The organism is Microbacterium trichothecenolyticum (assembly GCF_000956465.1).
Taxonomy (GTDB): domain Bacteria; phylum Actinomycetota; class Actinomycetes; order Actinomycetales; family Microbacteriaceae; genus Microbacterium; species Microbacterium trichothecenolyticum.
Map to the genome: position 1 here is coordinate 199,090 of NZ_JYJA01000035.1, position 17,202 is coordinate 216,291.

Sequence of the window (17,202 nt, forward strand, 5' to 3'; positions counted from 1 at the left end):
TCAGCCCTTCGAGGTGGTGTCGATGCGGAGCAGGCGGGCGAGGTTCTCGCCGAGGATGCCGCGCTCTTCGTCGGCGGTGAGGCCGAGCGCCTTGATGGCGGTGATCTCGGCGGCGGGGTCTGTCATCGGCCAGTCCGAGCCGTACACGACGCGGTCGGTGCCGTGGCGGCGGACGATGCCGACGATGCGTTCGCGAGAGAGTTCGCCCATCGACGGGGGCCACGACGTCTCGAGGTGGATGTCGGCGCCCACGGCCCACTTCTCGGCTTCGTCGAGAACGTGGTAGCCGCCGAAGTGGGCGGCGATGAACCGCAGCCCGGGGATGTCGGCGACCAGGGCGCGGAGGTGTGCGGGTGCACCTCGACGGTTCTGCTCTTCGTCGCCGCCCGAGCCCACGTGAGAGATCACCGGCACGTCGTTCTCGGCGAGGGCGACGAGGATGTCGCGCGTCTGCGACTCGGCGAAATCGATGCTTTGGAACAAAGTATGCAGCTTCACCCCGACGATGCCGTTGTCGCGCAGTGCGCGGAGATTCTCGTCGATGCTCAGCTCGGGGTGCACCGTGCCGAACGGAATGAACCGGGTGCGGTCGACCTTGCCGACGAACTCGTTGGTGCGCCACACTGTCCGGCCCACGTTCGCCACCGCCAGGGTCAGCGCCATGTCGATGCCGGCCTCGTCGAGGGTCTTGCGGAGTCCGTCAAGGGTGCCGTCGTGGACCGAGTTCAATCCGACTGGACGGGCGCCGAGCACTTTGGCTGCGATCTCGTCGGGCCACACGTGGCAGTGCGCGTCGATGATCATGCGCGGTGCTCCTTGATCAGCTGCTTCGACAGGGAATCGAGCAGCACCTCGGTGGCGCCTTCGTACACACGCATCGGTCGCGCGGCGCGATAGAGCCGTTCGATGCGCGATCCGCGGATCAGGCCGAACCGGCCCATGACCTGCACGCTGCGATCGACCACGTGTGCGGCCATCTCGGTCGCGGCGACTTTCGCCATTGACGACAGATGCAGGCTCTCGCGCGGCGCGGCGGCGGCCGCCTCCGCCGCCTGGTATGTGAACGCGCGGGCCACCTCGATCTCTGTCCACGACAGGGCGAGCAGTTGCGGGATCGGCCCAAGCCGGGCGAGGGGTGCGCCAAACTGTGTGCGCGTCGTCGTGTGCTCGAGAGCGTCGTCCAGAGCCGCCTGCGCCGTACCGATCGCGGCGCCCGCGACCGACACGCGGAAGGTGGCCAGCGTCGCAAGGACCAGCGAGAATCCCTTACCCGGCGCGCCGAGTCGATGCGAAGCCGGCACCCGCACCTGGTCAAAGTGCACGTCGCCGAGCACGTGCGGCGCGATCACCTGGTGGGGGCGGCTGGTGTGGACGCCCTCGGTGTCGGCGGGAACGAGCACGAGAGAGTAGCCGACGGTTCCGTCGACCACCTCCTTGCCCAGGGTGCAGTAATAGTCGGCGTCGCCGGCGTTCGTGATGAAGCTTTTCCAGCCGTCGACGATGAGGTGGTCGCCGTCCGCGGTGATGGTGGTCGTGAGCGCCTTCAGGTCCGAGCCCACGTCGGGTTCGGTGAGCGCGAGAGCGGAGATGACATCGAGCGCCGCCACGCGCGGGAGCCAGCTCTGCTTGATCTCGTCGCTGCCCCCGACCGAGATCGCGAAGCTGCCGATGCCCTGCATGGCGAAGAGCGAGTCGAGGTGGCTGGAGACCATCGCGAACTGCTCGCGCACGATCGTGACCGCCAGCGAGTCGGGCTGATCATATAGCCCGCCGAATTCACCGGCGACCTGAACGGCGGTCAGACCGCTGGCGCGCAGCAGGCGGCGGATGTCGGGGTCGACGGAGTCGCTTTCGTCCGCGCGGTCGGCGAAGGGCGCGCACGCGTCGGCCACCACGCGGGCGCTCTCACGCAGCTCGTGGTAGCGCTCGGCCAGCGGCGGGAAAACGCGGCTCACAGCTTGACCGCCACGAACTTCGATTGGGAGTAGTGATGCAGGGCTTCCAGGCCCTTCTCCCGCCCGTACCCGCTGTTCTTGAAGCCGCCGAACGGCCCCTCGATCAGGCCTGTAAGCCAGTCGTTGATGTAGACCTGCCCAGCCTCCAGCTGCGCGGCCACGCGGTGCGCGCGGCCGACGTCACGCGTCCAGATGCCCGCGGCGAGACCGAATTCGGAGTCGTTCGCGATCGACACCGCATCCGCCTCAGACGAGAAAGTAAGCACCGCGAGGACGGGACCAAACACCTCTTCGCGGGCGATCCGCATGTCGTTCGTCACGTCGGTGTACACGGTCGGCTTGACGAGCCAGCCGTCGTTCGCGATCTCTCCTCCGGCGGCCAGAGTGGCGCCGTCGGCACGAGCGATGTCGAAGTACTCCTGCACCTTCGTGAACTGGTCCTCGGTCGTCATCTGCCCGTAGGTCGTCCCCGGCTCGACGCCGCGCAGCAGTTCGAGCATGATCGCCAGGAACTCCTCGCGCACCGACTCCTCCACCAGCAGGCGTGTTCCCGCGCTGCAGACCTGCCCGGCATTCACCGTGAAGGCGCGGATGGCTCCTGCCGCGGCGGCGCGCAAGTCGGCGTCGGCGAAGACGATGTTCGCCGACTTACCGCCGAGCTCAAGCGTCAGCGGGATGATGCGTTCGGCCGCGATGCGGCCGATCTCGCGACCCGCGCGCACAGACCCGGTGAAGGCGACCTTGCGGACGGCGTGGTTCTCGACGAGGGGTGCCCCGGTGCGCAGCCCCGTACCCGTGATGACGTTGAGAACGCCGTCGGGCAGGCCCGCTTTCGTGGAGAGACGGGCGAGTTCAAGCGTCGTGGTGGATGTGAACTCGGAAGGCTTGACGACTACCGTGTTGCCGGCGAGCAGGGCAGGGGCGATGGCGCGCGCCGCCTGGTTGAGCGGCGCGTTCCAGGGCGTGATGATACCGATGACGCCGAACGGCTCGTGTCGGGTGTAGCCGAGCAAGCCCGGGCCGAGGTCGATCACCTCGCCTGAGGGGATCTGGGCCAGTCCGGCGTAGAAGTCGAAGTAGCTGGCGGCGGCTTCGATCTCACGCAGCGACTGCGGACCGGGTTTGCCCGCCTCGGCGCCCTCGAGTGCGGCGAGGCTCTCCATGTCCGCGCGGATCTCGTCGGCGATCTTCACCATCAAGCGACCTCGGACGGAGGGCTTCGCCGCACGCCAGCCGGCCAGTGCCGCCGATGCCGCGGCGACGCCTGCATCAACGTCCGACGCGACGCCGTCGGCGACCTCGGCCACGATGGAGCCGTCCCACGGCGACCGCGAGGCGACGTATGCATCGGATGCGGGAGCGTACTCTCGGCCGTCGATCCAGTGGCCGTAACGCTTCATGATGCGGCCTCGGACCGCAGAGACGCCGTTGTCGTACTCTTCATGTGCTTCAGCATGTCGTACAAAGCCTTTTTGGTCAACAAACTATTTTCCTCTTTCATTCTGTTCCGCAATCGGGGATACTGGCTGCGGTCGGCGCGACGTGGCGTGCGGGCGGTGCCGATCCGGCACTTGTTCGCGTGTGGGTCACGACGTCGTCGCCGCTGACGCGAAGCGAAGCGAAAGAGTGAACATGGATTTCGACGACACCCCGCAACAGACCAGGCTCCGTCAGGAAGTGCGCGCGTTCCTGGCGGAACACGAGGACGAGCTCGAGCACGGCGACGGCGCGTACCTGGAGGCCCCGGGCAGCGACCGCATCGATGCGCTGCGGCGCACGCAGGCAATCCTGTTCGACGCCGGCTACATCGGGCTCACCTGGCCGTCGCGCTACGGCGGCGGTGATGGAAGCAACGCCCTGCAGGCCATCGTCAACGAGGAGCTTCACCGCGCGCGCGTCGCCGGGCCTGTAGGGCACGTCGGCCTAGGCATGTGCGGTCCCACCGTGCTGGCGCACGGCAGCGAGGACCAGAAGGACCGCTACATCCGACGTCTGCTGCGCGCGGACGACATCTGGTGCCAACTCTTCAGCGAGCCGGGCGGCGGCAGCGATCTGGCCGCTCTCCGCACAAAGGCGGTGCGCAGCGGCGACACCTGGAAGGTCTCGGGGCAGAAGGTCTGGACGACGCTCGCGCAGTACTCGCGCTACGGCATCCTCCTCGCACGCACCGACCCGGAAGCGGCGCGCCACAAGGGCCTTACGATGTTCGTGATCGACATGACCGCTCCGGGCGTCACCGTGCGGCCGCTGCGTCAGATGAACGGGCACGCCAGCTTCAACGAGGTCTTCTTCGACGACGTCGAGATCGACGACTCCGAGCGGCTGGGCGAAGTCGGCGACGGCTGGCGCGTCGCTCTGACGACGCTCATGAACGAGCGCATGGCGGTCGGCGGCGGCGGCGGCGAGGTGGGGGTGCGCATCGATGCGCTGATCTCCCACGCCGCGAAGCGCCTGCCGTCGGTACCGGCCGCACGAGCGCCGCTCGCGTACGAGGCGCTGGGCCGCGTGCTGGTCGAGTCGCTCGCGACCCGCTACACCGGCTACCGCATGCAGACGAGTCTCGAAGCGGGCGGTCGTCCTGGCCCCGAGGCCAGCGCGGGCAAGCTGGCGGCGGTACGCGTCGCCCACGCCACGGCCGATCTGGGTCTGCGCCTCCTCGGCGACGACGCCGTCTTCGCCCGCGCCGGCGACGACGGCGACTGGCGCTGGGCGGCCGGGCAGGCATCTGTGCCGGGCATCGCGATCGCCGGCGGCACCGACGAGATCCTCCGCAACGTCATCGCCGAGCGCGTTCTGGGCCTCCCGCCCGACAAGGTCCGCGCTCCCGCCGCGGCCACCGCGACACCGGCCGCGCCCACCTCTTGAGAATAGGGACCCCGAATGAATTTCGACATCGACGACGAGCAGCGCGAGTTCGCACAGCACGCTCGGCAGTTCTTCGCCTCCGCCGCGGGGCCGGCGGCGGCACGCGCCCTGCTCGAGCAGTCGGGCGAGTTGAGCCCGGGCCGTGACGCGCTCGCCGAGTTCGGCTTCTCGGCCCTGACCATCCCCGAGGACGCCGGCGGCGTCGGCTCATCGCTGTTGAACCTGGCGCTCGTGGCCGAGCAGGCCGGCTACCAGCTCGCCGGCCCGTCGCTGGCGAGCGCAGCGCGGGTTGCCGTCCTCCTCGAGGGACACCCCGACAAACTCGCCGACGTCGCGTCGGGGAGCCTCGCATTGGCAGTCGTTGACGGACCCGGAAACGGTTCGGCGCTGGCGATCGACGCCGTCTCTGCCAGCCACTTCCTCGCTCTCGAAGACGGCGACCTGGTGTTCGGCGAAGGTGACGTCGTCGTCGGCGATCCGATCGACGCGACCCGCGGGCTGGGCCGGGTGCGCATTCGCGACGCCGAGGTCTTGGAGGCGGACGTGGCCGAACGCTGGGAGCGGGCGCGCCTAGTGGCGGCGACGATCCTCGCCGCCGAGGGCCTGGGTGCCGCCGGTCGCGCGGTCGAGATGTCGATCGACCACGCTAAGAACCGCGAGGCGTTCGGCCGTCCGATCGGCGCCTATCAGGCGATCAAGCACCGGATCGTCGACTCGTGGGTCGCTGTCGACCAGCTGCGCTCGCTCGTCTGGTGGGCCGCCTGGGCGGCCGACCACGACCCCACGCGCTTCCCCGTCGCCGCCTCCGCGGCCAAGGCCTACTGCGCCGAGGCGTTCGATGCCGCAACCGAGACCTACATCCACGTCCTCGGCGGAATGGGTTTCACCTGGGACCACGAGGCTCACCTGTACTGGCGGCGCGCCAAGGTCGACCGTTTCCTTCTCGGCGACGAGAGCGAACACCTCGCTGCTGTCGCACGGCACGTTCTGGCGGAACACCGCGAATGATCCGCTGCCGCGTCAGCCGGTGCCATTGTTGGCCGGTTGACAATCTTTTAATCGGAAATCAGAATCGAACAGAACTCAGGGCCCAAAGTCGGACCCGGGTGCGAGGAGCGTCATGACCCTTACCGAACTCGGCACGATCGATGATCTGCTGATGGATCCCGCCTGGTACGCGAAGAGCGACTGGCACGCCACTTACCGCATGTTGCGCACCGAGGACCCCGTCCACTGGACAGAGGACCGCGCCTACGGTCACCCGTACTGGGCGATCTCGGACTTCGCCGGCATCCAGGATGTGTTCGACCGCTTCGAGGACTTCAGCAGCCGGATGGGCACGGTTCCGCCGCGTAACGCGCGGCGCCTGACACCCGAGGAGCGGTCGATGCGCGGACACGACGTGCGCGTGCCCAATCTCGACCCGCCCGTCCACGGGCTGTATCGCCGCCCCATTAACAAGCACTTCTCGGTACCGGCGGTCTCGAAGTTGACCGCACACATCGACCGCGTCATCGACGACCTGATCTCGGAAGTGGCAGCGAAGGACGAATTCGACTTCGTCCAGGACGTCGCCTCGCAGCTGCCGATGCGCGTGATCTTCGGGATGCTGGGCGTCCCCGAGGAGGACTGGCCGTCGCTGCACAACTCGATCCAGCGCTACGCGCACAGCTCCGACCCGGCGTACACGGTGGACAACGACCCGATCGCCACTTGGAAGGCTGCCGCCAGCGAGATCGACACCTATGCCGCCAACCTGGCCCTCGCGCGACGCGAGCAGCCGCAGGACGACATGGCTACGGTGATCGGTTCGTTGCGGATCGACGGCGATGTTCTGAGCCTTCACGAGATGCAGAGTTGGTTCAGCACCCTCATCACCGGCGGCGGCACGCCCACGCGCGCCGCAATGGGCACCGGCGTGCTGCAGTTCATCCGGGACCCCGCGCAGCGCATGCTGCTACTGGATAACGAGGCCATCGCCGCCGATGCTGTCGAAGAGGTGCTGCGATGGGGTTCGCCCTCGCGCCTGATTCTCCGCGTCGTCAACCGTGATCTCGAGTTCCGGGGCAAGGACCTCGCGGCCGGCGACTGGATCATGCTGATGCTGGCTTCGGGTAACCGGGATGAAAAGGTGTGGCGCGACGCCGACCGGTTCGACATCGGGCGTGAGCGCATCGACCACCTGGGCCTCGGCCACGGCATCCATAAGTGCCTCGGTCGCAACCTCGTGCGCTTGGAACTGTCGCACTTCTTCCCGCGCTTCCTGCGGGCCTTCCCACAGCTGTCGCTGACCGCAGAGCCCGAATGGATCGCCGACTACAACAATAACGGTCTGCACTCGCTGCACCTCTCCCACCACGGCGACGTACGGCTATGAGCCGGAGCGTCGAGACGGATATCGACCTGTCCGCGCTGGGAATCGTCGACGACGGCTCGACGACGGAGGTGATGATCTACGACGTGAAGCCGGGACGCATCGACGACGCCGTCGTCGCGTTCCAGGAGGTGTTCGATCACTACCGCCCCGAGGGGTTCTCGATCCTCTTCTCGGCGGTGGACGTGGCGAACAACCGTCTCATCTGGGTACACCGCTACGCGCCCGACTTCGATTTAACGCAGCGGTTCTACCTGGGCAAGTACCCCGCGCTCGTCCACGTCCTGTGGGCAGGCTCACGATTCGACGCCCACGCCGCGTCGACGGAAGGCGCCTGATGTCCGCCGAGGTGAAGACGTTGGACGAGCTCGCCGTCGGTCGCACCGTCGAGCTGAAGATCTATCAGGTGAAAGATGGCAGATGGAGCGAGTTCCTGCGGTGCTGGCGCGCCGTGGCCGCCCTACGCCAAGCGGCCGGCTTTTGCATCGACTTCGCCGTGGCCGACGTGCCCGGACGCCGCTTCATCTGGGCGGTGAGCACGGCGAGCGACTTCACCGAGGAGAACGTGAAATATCTCTCGGGTGACGACCGCCGCGCCGCGAACGTGATCTCGGACTTCATCGAACGCTTCGAGATCCCCAAAGTGATCGAGATCCCGATCGCGCCGAAGAACGACGGGCGCCCATAACGCGACGCACCCGTACCGGGGCCGCCTGGTTCGAGGACCGGGCGGCCCGATCGCGTGCTTCGGCGTCCGAGCCTATTCGGCGACGGAGATGCCGGGTAGCCAGAGGGCGAGGTCGGGCCAGAGGATCAGAACGACGAGCATCACGATGCAAGCCGCGATGAACGGCAACACTCCCTTAAACACGTCCGTGATCTTGAGGTTCAGGCCCATCCCCTTCGTGCTCCCTTTCGATATGGCCAGGACCACGAAGTTAAGGATGCCCAACGGTGGTGCCACCAGGTCGATCTCGGCCAGGACGATCAGGAACACCCCGAACCAGATCAGGTCCACGTCGAGCGCGATCAGCGGCGCCATGAAGACCGGGATCGTCAGCAACATCATCGCCAGGGTGTCCAGGAAGAACCCGAGGATGAGGTAGATCGGTATGAGCAGCAGGAGGAACGTGAACTTGTTCAATCCGAGCGCGACGACGATGTCGGCCACCCATTGCGCCAAGCCGCTAAGCGCCATGACACGCGTCAAGAGATTCACGCCGACAAGGAGCAACATGACGGTGGCCACGGCCGATACCGTCTCCAGCAACGTGCTCGACAAGAACGTTCCGACCACCCTGCGGGTCGCGACGGTCGACTCCCCCGAGCGAACCTCCTGCTGAGATCGCGCGATGACAAGACCGAGACCGAGGAGCAAGGCGACCAAAGCGCCCCACGCGCCGGCCTCGGTCGCGGTGAAGACCCCGGAGTAAATGCCGCCCAGAACGACCGCGATGATGACAAGCATCGGCACCAGGTGGATCAGTGAGGCGAACCGCGCCTTCCACGTGAATCGACCGCCGCGTGGCCCCGAGCTGGGGCTGATCGTCGCCCAGAGGACGATCACGATCGCGAACAGCACCGCCAACGCGAGACCCGGAACGAGGCCCGCCAGCAACTGCGGACCGACTGGGGTCCCGGCGATGCCCGCGTAGATGACCAGCAGGATGCTGGGCGGAATGACCTGCCCGAGCGTGCCCGCCATGCCGGTCGCCCCCATAGCCAGACTGGGTTTGTACCCTGCTCGGATCATCTCCGGGATCGATACTCGCCCGATGGCGTAGGTGATGCCAATCGTGCTCCCGCTCGCGGCGGCCATGCCGGCGCCGGCGAAGTTGGTGGCCACCGCCAGGCCACCCGGCAGACGGCTCAGCCACTTCCGCGCTGAGCCGTAGGCGCCGGCCATGAGACCGCTCTTGCCCATCGCCACGCCCATGAGCACAAACATCGGAATGACGCTGAGCGACCACGACGCGAACGATCCGAAGACGACCTCCTTCAGACTCCCAGCCACCGCGTTGGGACCCACCAGAATGTAGAGCCCGAGCATCGCTGCGGCCGACATCGCTATCCCGACCGGGATCTTCAAGAGAATCAGCGCCATCATCAGCACGATGACGATGAACCCGACGACGAGCTTGCTGGAGGGCACGACGAAGACATAGCCCACGAGCGCAACCGTGACGAGGGCCACGAGGATCAGGCCGATCGTGAAGCGTCGCGCTGTCGCCACATCCTTCGCCGTCGCCGTGCGGTTCTTCACGACGGGCGGGGAGGGTTCGTTCAGTTGCGTCGTCATTGTATTCCCGCTTTCCCACCCGCCGGCGCCACACCATCGGGTGCGCGCGTCCCGAGCTCGTCGAAGACCGTCTCCTCCGCTTCGAGGGCCAGCTCCGCCTCGTCGTCGTCGATCGGCCGGAAGTCCTTCGTTCCGATCGCGCGCACGAATTGGGCGGTCGACTGTAGGAGCAGTCCGATCAGCCCTGCCACGAGGACCCAGCGATACGGCCAGACCGCCACCCACTCCGCCCCGACGGCCGTCTCGTCGAGCTGCGTCGCCATGGCGGCCTTTTCGGTGCTGAACCAGATGAACAAGCCGGTCGTGCCCAGCGTGAGGGCCATGCCGACCGCTTCGATGATGCGTTGCACCCGCGGACCGGTCGGCGCCGTCAGCAGGTTCACACGGATGTGTTCGCCGCGTAGAAGCGCGTACCCGAGGCCCAGCGACACCAGGGTTGGCATCCACGCGAACTGAGTGAGGGCGAGGGCCCCCGGCAGCGGATGACCGAACACGAACCGGGTGAGGACGCTGGCCGCGACGTTGATCATGAGGCCGACAGTCGCGAGGCCCCCGACCACCGCGAGCGTCAGATTGAGGCGGTCTATCCACTTCAGCCACTGAAGCCGATCGTTCGTTCTGGCAGCGGTCGTCATGCTCCTCATCTCCTCTGCGTCGCGGCGGCTCGTCAGTCGGCGGTAACGAAGCGGACGCCGGCGGGCGTCGTCACGAGACGGCCGGCGACCGGGCCTCCGTAGTGCGTACCGAGGATCAGCGTGTCCGTGTCGACCAGTTCGTCGAGCAACCGCCGTCGCGTGCGGGTGGACTCCTCGGGGTCGAGGTCGGCTTTGCTCGCCCAGTGTGGCTGGCTCCACTGGACGGGATGATGCGAGGCGTCGCCGGTGATCAAGCCCCGCTGATCTCCCGACGATATCTCGATCGAGATATGACCGGGGGTGTGACCCGGCGTGGAGACCAGCCGGACACTGGGCGTAAGAACATGATCGGGCGTGATTCGGTCGACCACCCCGGCAGCCAACAGGGGTTCGACCGTTCGATCGTTCCCATGAGAGTGCGCACCGGAGCCACCGGATCTGCGCCACGCGCTCACCGCGTCATCGGCCAGCACATATCGCGCGTTGGGGAAGGTCGGCACCCACTCCTCACCCTGTTGCCTGGTGTTCCATCCCACGTGATCGACGTGCAGGTGAGTGCAGATGACGAAGTCGACGCTGTTAGGCGCGAACCCGGCGGAATCCAGATCCCGGAGGTACTTCTCACCCGGCGTTGCCAGGTGCTTGAAACCGTCGGGCAGATCCCAGCCGACCCCGGTGTCCACGACGAATCGCCGCCCGTCGGCTTCGATGAGGAAGGAGTGAATGGAGATCACCAGGCGATCCGTGGCATCGATGAAGTGCGGGGCGAGCCATTCCCGGCTGGCCCGCACGTAGTCGTTCGAAGACCCGGGCAGCAGACTCTCGGCTTCGGGGTGAACCACCGCCTCGACGACTTTGGTGACGGTGACATCGCCGATACGAAGCCGCGGCGCAGCCGTTTCAGTCATGGCTTCCCCTCGTGTTCGCTTGGTCACTTCGGAGCGGGCAGCTGTTCGAGGAGCTGCTGCCAATCGACGTCGGAGAAGTAGGCCGCTTCGTCGACCGGTGACATGCCTGACTGCGGGACCACTCCGGCTTCCTCCATGGCGTCCTGCCACCGCTGTGCGACCTCGCGGTACTCGGTGAGGAACTGCTCGGGGTTCTCGACGGATGCCGGAGCGGAACCGCCCATCGCATCGCGACGCTGCTCCTGCACGTCCGCGAGGATCTCGTCCACCTCGGGTGCGGTCTGCAGGATCGCCGCCCCGCTGTCGGCCGCCTTGGTGGTGATCGTCTTCCAGGCGTCGAGATAGGCCTCGATGTACCCCGCGAGTGCAGCCCGCGACGAGTCCGCGAAGATCTCCTTGAGCTCCGGCGAGAACGATTCCCAGAGGTCCGTGCGGATGACCGGGATCAGCCCCATGGTGCCGGGGCTCAGCTGCGGGACGTATATGTTCGGCGCGACGTCGTACATCGAGAAGATGTCGTAGATGTATATCGGGTTCGAGTGGCAATCGACGACGCCGCGTTCCATCGCCTCGTACACCTCGATCGCGGGGATGTGACCGGGCTCGAAACCGAGAGCGCTGAGTTCGCTCGCGTACGGCTCACCCGGCACCACGGCCGACAGACCCTGCGCCGCCGCGAGGTCGGGCACCGGCTGCTTGCACCAGTACCCCCACTGACCCGTCGACATCGCAGCGATTGGCGTCAGCCCCATGGCCTCGACCTCGCCGCGGATCGTGTCGTTGTTCATCATCATCTCGTCGTATGTCAACGAATCCTGGACGAAGCCGGCGACGCCGGTCAGCTCACCGTAGGACGCGGCGTCGCCCATCCAAACGGATGCCGGCAGGTCGCCGGCGAAGAGCGTCGGCGTACCGATGAATCCGACGTCGGCGATTCCGGAGGCAACGCCTTGAGGGGCCTCTTGGTTCGGCAGCAGAGAGTCCGAGTAGAAGAACTCGAAGGTCACCTTCCCTTCTGTCGCCTCCTCTACGTACGCCGCCATCGCCTCAGTGGCAGCTATCGAGATTGCGCCCTGGGCGGCGGGCACGGCGACGGTAAGTTCCATGGACTCCACACCGCCGTCCTCTCCCGTCGACGGGCTGGCACACGACGCGGCCAACAGCGACACCGACACGATCGCCAGAACAGAAAGGGACCGAACACGAGAGGACGCCATCATCCACTCCTTCCATAATTGAGCCGTCGGAACGCGGCCGTCCGTCGGCCATCGACTGCTTGAGGGTTGTGAGGGCTAATTGCTCGTGAGGCTTGCACCGCCGTCGACGGCGAGGATCTGCCCCGTCGTGAACCCCGCGGCGGCGGAACTGAGGAAAAGGACGGCGGCGGCTACCTCGCTCGGCTGACCGACGCGCGCGAGCGGGCGCCCCAGCCCGACGTTACGCATTGCCTCTGTGCTGGTACGCCAGTACTGCGCGGTCTCGGTCATGCCCGGAGAGACCGCATTGACCCGTACCGTGGGAGCGAATTCTAGCGCCAGTTGACGCGTCAGATGATTGAGAGCCGCCTTCGTCACCGCATAGGTGCCCACGTGCGGACGAGGCCGCTCCCCGGCGAACGAGGAGATGTTCACGATCGTCCCGCCTGCTTCCGCCATCACGGCGCTCCAGACCTCGCGCGCGAACAGGAGCGGCACAATCTGATTCAGGAACGTGGTGCTTACCACCTCGTCTTCGGCGACCTCCACGATCGAACCCGTCGGTTCGCCCCTGCCCACGTTGTTGACGAGGACGTCGAGCCGCCCGAAGCGGTCGAGAGTCTGAGCGATCGCGTCCTTGCGGACCGCGGCCTCGGCGACGGACCCGGCGATTCCGATCACCCGGCCGCCGCGATCCGTCTGCTCCTTCACGAATTGCGCCACGTCGGCCTCGGTGCGCGAGATTGCGCACACCGCGGCGCCCGCGGCGAGAAATGCCTCGGCGATACCCAGACCGATTCCCTGCGTCGCTCCGGTGACGATGACCGCGTGGCCACTGAAATCGAAGGTGACGGATTCCTTGTCCATTAAAGCTCCAGAATTGATTGTTGTTCAACCATCTACACCGGCGATGATACGGAAGCCGGCGAGGGGGCACGGCCCGCCTAGAACGTTTTTCCCTGATTAAATGACGCTTTTGCGTGCACCAGAGTAGCCGCGCTGCTTGCTTGTGTCCTCGGAGGCCGCGCCCGCGCTGCGCGTTCTGGCTGGCGTGGCTCAGGCAGCCCGCACGCGCGGCAACACCTCCGTCATGAGCAGGTCGTACGATCGCGCCGAGACCTCGCCGCGGGCGTAAGGCAGCCAGAGGCTCATCCGGTCCACCCCCAGCTCGGAGATTTCGATGAGTCGCTCCACGCAGTTGTCCACCGAGCCCACGACGGCGAACTGATCGACGAAGTCGTCGTCGGCAGCATCCGCGTGAGCAGACGCCGCGCCCTCAACCGAGCCGTGCCGGTTCATGTCGTAGGCGTCAGCGATATTCAAGAGGGTCGCCGTCTGGCTCGGCGTAGCCGGGCCCATCACCCGCTTGTTCATGACGGAGAAGCGGGCCTGACTCGCGACCTGCGGACGCGCGAGGTCACGAGCGGTCTGGAGGTCATCGTGCGGCACGACCATCATGGCGCACCCGATGCCGATGCCGTCGCGTCCGGCCTCGGCGGCGGCGTCTCGCACGATCCCGACACCCCAGGCCACGCGCGCCGGAGCGGCCGTCATCATCATCATCACGTTGTCCGCATGACGGGCGGCCGCGGCGATGACCTTCGGGCCAGTGGCGTACACCTCCATCGGCACCTTGGCCATGTCGTACTGCTGCAGCCACTTGACGCGGCTCCCCTCAGGCGCCGAGCCGATGGCGAGGTTGTCGAATCCGACCTTGGCCCCCACAAGCATGGCGCTCGCATCGGCCATGTCGACCGCGTCACCGCGCAGGTAGGTCTGGGTGACCTCGAGGAAGTGCTCGAATTCGTTCACGCGCTGCGGCGATGCACCAACGTAAGCAAGTGACGAGTCGCCGCGACCCACCCCAAGCGAGGCGCGACCCCCCGAGATCAATTGCAACGTCGCGGCGGCCGCAGCGGTGACCGAAGGATGGCGGGTGACCATGTTCGTCACACCGGTACCGAGTTGGATCCGATCGGTCGCCTGAGCGCACAACGCGAGGTACGTCCACACGTCGGTGAACATGCACTGCGAGTCGACCATCACCGCCCCGTCCCACCCGTCCTGCTCGAACTGGCGGGCCTGGTTGGCCGCATCACGCGGGTCCATGGCGGTGAAGTTGGTCCAGAACTCGATCGACTTGCTCATCATTCCTGTCTTCGTGCTCGCATCGGGGAAAGGCCACGATGAGTTAGTCGACGCCCCAGATCTTCTTGAACTGCTCCACGATGTCGGTGGGGTACACCGGCACCGGGTCGACGGACGCGAGGTTGTCCTGCGTAAAGATCGGCAACGGAACGTGGTTGCCGACGACCGGCTCACCGCTGTCGAGAACGCGGGCCGCTGTGTCGAGCTGCGCCAGACCCGTCACTTCGCTGGCTGCGCCGACCCAGAAGGAGTTCGTGCCAGCTTCGAGCTCGGCGAGGTTGGCCGTGGACGGCAGAGCGCCGCCGACCTCCACATCGAGACCGGCCTGCGTGAGCGCCTGTTGGCTACCGACCGCCAGGTCGCCGATCGCGAAGAACGCGAAGTTGAGCGACGAGTCCGACTGGAGCTTGGAGACGATAGCGGTCGTCGCCGCGGGCGATCCGACATCCTTCGTCTGGATATCGGTGTACGAGAAGGTGCACTCCTCGCACTCCTGCTCGATGATGGCGCCCATACTGTCGGACACGGTGCGCAACGCGTCGAAGGGCAGACCGAACGCGGCGACTCCACCCTTGCAGTTCGTCTGCGCGAGGAACTGGTAGCCGGCCAGTTCCCCCATCTGGTCGAACAGGTCACCACCGTTCGGTGTCGCGCCGTAACCGGGGTATGACTCTGGCTCGTTGGTGATGGCCCCGAGCATCAGCAGGACGCCCTTCTCCTTCGCCGCGTCGATCGCCGGCTGCACCGCCTCGGGCGGGAAGCCGTCGAGCTCGACGATGTCGGAGTTGTCGATGGCCTCGAGCAGCTTGCGGTTGACGTCTTCTACCGAGCCGTCGAACGAGACCTTCTTACCCGTCCACCCGAGCAGGGGTGCGGCGTCGACGATGGTCTGCGAGACATCGCCCGACGAAGGAACCGCGCCCGGGTAGAGGCGCGTAATGGTGAGGCCGGGTGTCGGGGGCTTGCTCAGCGGGGTGAGCTCGGGCGAGAGAGTCTCGGGCAGCAGTCCGCGCTCCTCGAGGAAGTCCGATGCATTCTTCGCGCACTCCGACTGCGCCGACGAGGGCTCACCGGCATCGGCGCCCGGGTCGCTCGTGCCGGTGCTGCACGCGGTTGCGAGGACCATGATCGCGGCGATGGACGCGCCGGCCACGGTGAGCCTTCGGGCGCGACGGGACAAACGGTGAAGCGTCATTGCATACCATCTTTCTGTGGCTGCCGGGCGTGCGGGTCACGCCCGGTGGGTGATCTGATCGAGCAGGTAGAGCGGACTCGAGCAACCTCGAGTCCGCCGTGAGGCGGCTGCGGACACCGCCTCGGTCAGGGCAGCGGGATGTGGACGTTCTTGCGGTAGACGTACTCCTCGATGCCGGCGCGTCCGCCTTCGCGTCCGAACCCCGATCCCTTCACGCCGCCGAACGGCGCCGATGCCGTCAGGTCCGGGAATCCGTTGACGCCGACCCAGCCGGCCTCCAGGCTGTCGGCGAAGCGGTGGGCGCGGGTGAGGTCGTTAGTGTGGACATAAGCGGCGAGACCCAGGGCGTTGTCGTTCGCCATCGCCAGGGCGTGCGCCTCGTCGGTGAAGGGCATCACCGCGAGAACAGGTCCGAAGACCTCCTGCTGGGCGATCGGGCTGGAGTTGTCGACATCCGCCAGGACGGTGGGGCGCAAGAAGCTGTTGCCCCCCAGACCAGTTTCGGCGAGTCGCTCCCCCCCGGTCACGACGCGCACCTGCTGTCGCGCTGCCTCGACCATGGAGAGGATCCGGTCTGCGGCTCCTTCGCTGATCACCGGACCCATCTGCACCGACGGGTCGAGCGGGTCGCCAATCTTCGCCCCAGAGCTGACCGCCGCCACGCGCTCGATGACCTCGTCGTAGACCGACTCCTGCACCATGAGGCGGGTCGGGAACAGGCATCCCTGACCGGCGACCGCCACCGTGCTGACGAACGCGGCCACCTGAGCTGCGGCGTCGAGGTCTGCATCTTCGAAGATGACGTTGGCCGACTTGCCGCCGAGCTCGAGCGTGACGGGCGTCAGCGACTCGGCCGCGGTTGCCATGATGCTCCGAGCCACCGTCCCGCCGCCAGTGAAGACGACCTTCGACACGTCCGCGTGACGGATGATCGCCTGGCCAGTCTCCTTGTCGCCGGACAGGACGCTAAGGACGCCGTCGGGCAGGCCCGCCTCGCGGCAGATCTCGGCCAGTCGCATGACTCCGAAGGGGCTCATTTCGGGCGACTTCAAGATCACGCAGTTGCCCGCAGCGAAGGCGGGCGCCAACTTCATCGCTGCGTTGAGCACCGGACCGTTGAACGGCACGAAGGCGCCGACGATGCCGTGCGGTTCAAACTTCACGTAGTCCAGCGCGCGCGTCGGGTAGGTGGTGATGAGTTCGCCCTCGAACTTGTCGACCCACCCCGCGTAGTACTCGAAGTAGTCGATGGCCATCGACATCCCGCCGCCGCCCACCGGGAAGCCGGTCTCGAGCGCTACGATCTGGTTCAGTTCCTCCTCGTGCGCCTCGATGGCACGCGCGACGTCCCAGAGAATGCGACGGCGACGGTCGGCGGAGAGGCGGCGCCACGCAGGGAACGCCTTGCGTGCCGCCGCGACGGCGTCGTCGACTTCCTGCTGACCGGCGAGCGGGAAAGTCGCCAGCAGGGCGCCGGTTGTCGGGTCGATTCGATCGAGGGTGCCGCGCTGCGTGCGGGTCACGGTGGAGCCGGCGATATGCAAAGACGGTTCGGGGAGCACGGCGTCGGCGACGCGGCGGTGCAGTTCGAGGGCGGAGGCGGCGTTCATGGCGATGTCCTTCGATG

General features: G+C 66.8%; 16 protein-coding genes. 5 read left to right on the forward strand and 11 right to left on the reverse strand.

Features of this window, described 5'->3' with window-relative positions; genetic code table 11:
- Genes RS82_RS11535 through RS82_RS11545 form a run of 3 tightly spaced genes read right to left on the reverse strand, consistent with a single transcriptional unit; the run spans position 1 to position 3,355 of the window.
- Positions 1-804, reverse strand: a complete 804-nt coding sequence (locus RS82_RS11535) for an amidohydrolase family protein (RefSeq protein ID WP_045299519.1) — start codon at positions 802-804, stop codon at positions 1-3.
- On the reverse strand, positions 801-1,955 hold the full coding sequence (locus RS82_RS11540; RefSeq protein ID WP_084695599.1) for an acyl-CoA dehydrogenase family protein: 1,155 nt from the start codon (positions 1,953-1,955) through the stop codon (positions 801-803). The genes RS82_RS11535 and RS82_RS11540 overlap by 4 nt, the downstream gene beginning before the upstream one ends.
- Positions 1,952-3,355 carry an aldehyde dehydrogenase family protein gene (locus RS82_RS11545; protein ID WP_045299521.1) on the reverse strand — a complete coding sequence of 468 codons (1,404 nt, stop codon included), beginning with the start codon at positions 3,353-3,355 and terminating at the stop codon, positions 1,952-1,954. The genes RS82_RS11540 and RS82_RS11545 overlap by 4 nt, the downstream gene beginning before the upstream one ends.
- Before the next feature lie 232 nt (positions 3,356-3,587).
- Between RS82_RS11545 and RS82_RS11550 the strand changes: the two genes are divergently transcribed.
- From RS82_RS11550 to RS82_RS11570, 5 genes are all read left to right on the forward strand, one after another.
- Positions 3,588-4,820, forward strand: coding sequence for an acyl-CoA dehydrogenase family protein (locus RS82_RS11550; RefSeq protein WP_045299646.1), 1,233 nt, complete (start codon positions 3,588-3,590; stop codon positions 4,818-4,820).
- 15 nt (positions 4,821-4,835) lie between these two features.
- Positions 4,836-5,828, forward strand: coding sequence for an acyl-CoA dehydrogenase family protein (locus RS82_RS11555; protein ID WP_045299523.1), 993 nt, complete (start codon positions 4,836-4,838; stop codon positions 5,826-5,828).
- Positions 5,829-5,979: 151 nt separating this feature from the next.
- A complete protein-coding gene (locus RS82_RS11560) occupies positions 5,980-7,197 on the forward strand; it encodes a cytochrome P450 (RefSeq protein WP_169748693.1) in 1,218 nt (405 codons plus the stop codon).
- A complete protein-coding gene (locus RS82_RS11565) occupies positions 7,194-7,532 on the forward strand; it encodes a hypothetical protein (RefSeq protein WP_045299526.1) in 339 nt (112 codons plus the stop codon). Before RS82_RS11560 ends, RS82_RS11565 begins: the two co-directional genes overlap by 4 nt.
- A complete protein-coding gene (locus tag RS82_RS11570) occupies positions 7,532-7,882 on the forward strand; it encodes a hypothetical protein (protein WP_045299528.1) in 351 nt (116 codons plus the stop codon). The genes RS82_RS11565 and RS82_RS11570 overlap by 1 nt, the downstream gene beginning before the upstream one ends.
- A gap of 72 nt (positions 7,883-7,954) precedes the next feature.
- On the opposite strand, the gene RS82_RS11575 is transcribed toward RS82_RS11570, so the two are convergent.
- From RS82_RS11575 to RS82_RS11610, 8 genes are all read right to left on the reverse strand, one after another.
- A complete protein-coding gene (locus tag RS82_RS11575) occupies positions 7,955-9,493 on the reverse strand; it encodes a TRAP transporter large permease (protein WP_084695600.1) in 1,539 nt (512 codons plus the stop codon).
- The gene (locus RS82_RS11580) at positions 9,490-10,128 is read right to left on the reverse strand and encodes a TRAP transporter small permease subunit (protein WP_045299530.1); all 639 of its coding nucleotides are present in this window, start codon (positions 10,126-10,128) and stop codon (positions 9,490-9,492) included. Before RS82_RS11580 ends, RS82_RS11575 begins: the two co-directional genes overlap by 4 nt.
- 32 nt (positions 10,129-10,160) lie before the next feature.
- Positions 10,161-11,036, reverse strand: coding sequence for an MBL fold metallo-hydrolase (locus tag RS82_RS11585; RefSeq protein ID WP_045299532.1), 876 nt, complete (start codon positions 11,034-11,036; stop codon positions 10,161-10,163).
- Positions 11,037-11,059: 23 nt separating this feature from the next.
- A complete protein-coding gene (locus RS82_RS11590) occupies positions 11,060-12,043 on the reverse strand; it encodes a type 2 periplasmic-binding domain-containing protein (RefSeq protein WP_169748694.1) in 984 nt (327 codons plus the stop codon).
- Positions 12,044-12,328: 285 nt separating this feature from the next.
- Positions 12,329-13,099 (reverse strand): glucose 1-dehydrogenase, encoded by a 771-nt coding sequence (locus tag RS82_RS11595; RefSeq protein ID WP_045299536.1) that lies wholly within the window; start codon positions 13,097-13,099, stop codon positions 12,329-12,331.
- A 189-nt stretch (positions 13,100-13,288) separates the two neighbouring features.
- On the reverse strand, positions 13,289-14,383 hold the full coding sequence (locus tag RS82_RS11600) for an LLM class flavin-dependent oxidoreductase (protein WP_045299538.1): 1,095 nt from the start codon (positions 14,381-14,383) through the stop codon (positions 13,289-13,291).
- A 40-nt stretch (positions 14,384-14,423) separates the two neighbouring features.
- The gene (locus RS82_RS11605) at positions 14,424-15,533 is read right to left on the reverse strand and encodes a type 1 periplasmic-binding domain-containing protein (protein WP_045299540.1); all 1,110 of its coding nucleotides are present in this window, start codon (positions 15,531-15,533) and stop codon (positions 14,424-14,426) included.
- Positions 15,534-15,700: 167 nt separating this feature from the next.
- On the reverse strand, positions 15,701-17,185 hold the full coding sequence (locus RS82_RS11610) for an aldehyde dehydrogenase family protein (RefSeq protein WP_052676801.1): 1,485 nt from the start codon (positions 17,183-17,185) through the stop codon (positions 15,701-15,703).
- Between the last annotated feature and the right edge of the window lie 17 nt (positions 17,186-17,202).

Excerpts from the sequence above, each read along its gene's own strand:
- RS82_RS11545 (WP_045299521.1), bottom strand. The coding sequence starts at position 3,355 with ATGAAGCGTTACGGCCACTGGATCGACGGCCGAGAGTACGCTCCCGCA.
- RS82_RS11570 (WP_045299528.1), top strand. The coding sequence starts at position 7,532 with ATGTCCGCCGAGGTGAAGACGTTGGACGAGCTCGCCGTCGGTCGCACC.
- RS82_RS11550 (WP_045299646.1), top strand. The coding sequence starts at position 3,588 with ATGGATTTCGACGACACCCCGCAACAGACCAGGCTCCGTCAGGAAGTG.
- RS82_RS11555 (WP_045299523.1), top strand. The coding sequence starts at position 4,836 with ATGAATTTCGACATCGACGACGAGCAGCGCGAGTTCGCACAGCACGCT.
- RS82_RS11560 (WP_169748693.1), top strand. The coding sequence starts at position 5,980 with ATGGATCCCGCCTGGTACGCGAAGAGCGACTGGCACGCCACTTACCGC.
- RS82_RS11595 (WP_045299536.1), bottom strand. The coding sequence starts at position 13,099 with ATGGACAAGGAATCCGTCACCTTCGATTTCAGTGGCCACGCGGTCATC.
- RS82_RS11535 (WP_045299519.1), bottom strand. The coding sequence starts at position 804 with ATGATCATCGACGCGCACTGCCACGTGTGGCCCGACGAGATCGCAGCC.
- RS82_RS11600 (WP_045299538.1), bottom strand. The coding sequence starts at position 14,383 with ATGATGAGCAAGTCGATCGAGTTCTGGACCAACTTCACCGCCATGGAC.
- RS82_RS11575 (WP_084695600.1), bottom strand. The coding sequence starts at position 9,493 with ATGACGACGCAACTGAACGAACCCTCCCCGCCCGTCGTGAAGAACCGC.
- RS82_RS11585 (WP_045299532.1), bottom strand. The coding sequence starts at position 11,036 with ATGACTGAAACGGCTGCGCCGCGGCTTCGTATCGGCGATGTCACCGTC.
- RS82_RS11580 (WP_045299530.1), bottom strand. The coding sequence starts at position 10,128 with ATGACGACCGCTGCCAGAACGAACGATCGGCTTCAGTGGCTGAAGTGG.
- RS82_RS11610 (WP_052676801.1), bottom strand. The coding sequence starts at position 17,185 with ATGAACGCCGCCTCCGCCCTCGAACTGCACCGCCGCGTCGCCGACGCC.
- RS82_RS11565 (WP_045299526.1), top strand. The coding sequence starts at position 7,194 with ATGAGCCGGAGCGTCGAGACGGATATCGACCTGTCCGCGCTGGGAATC.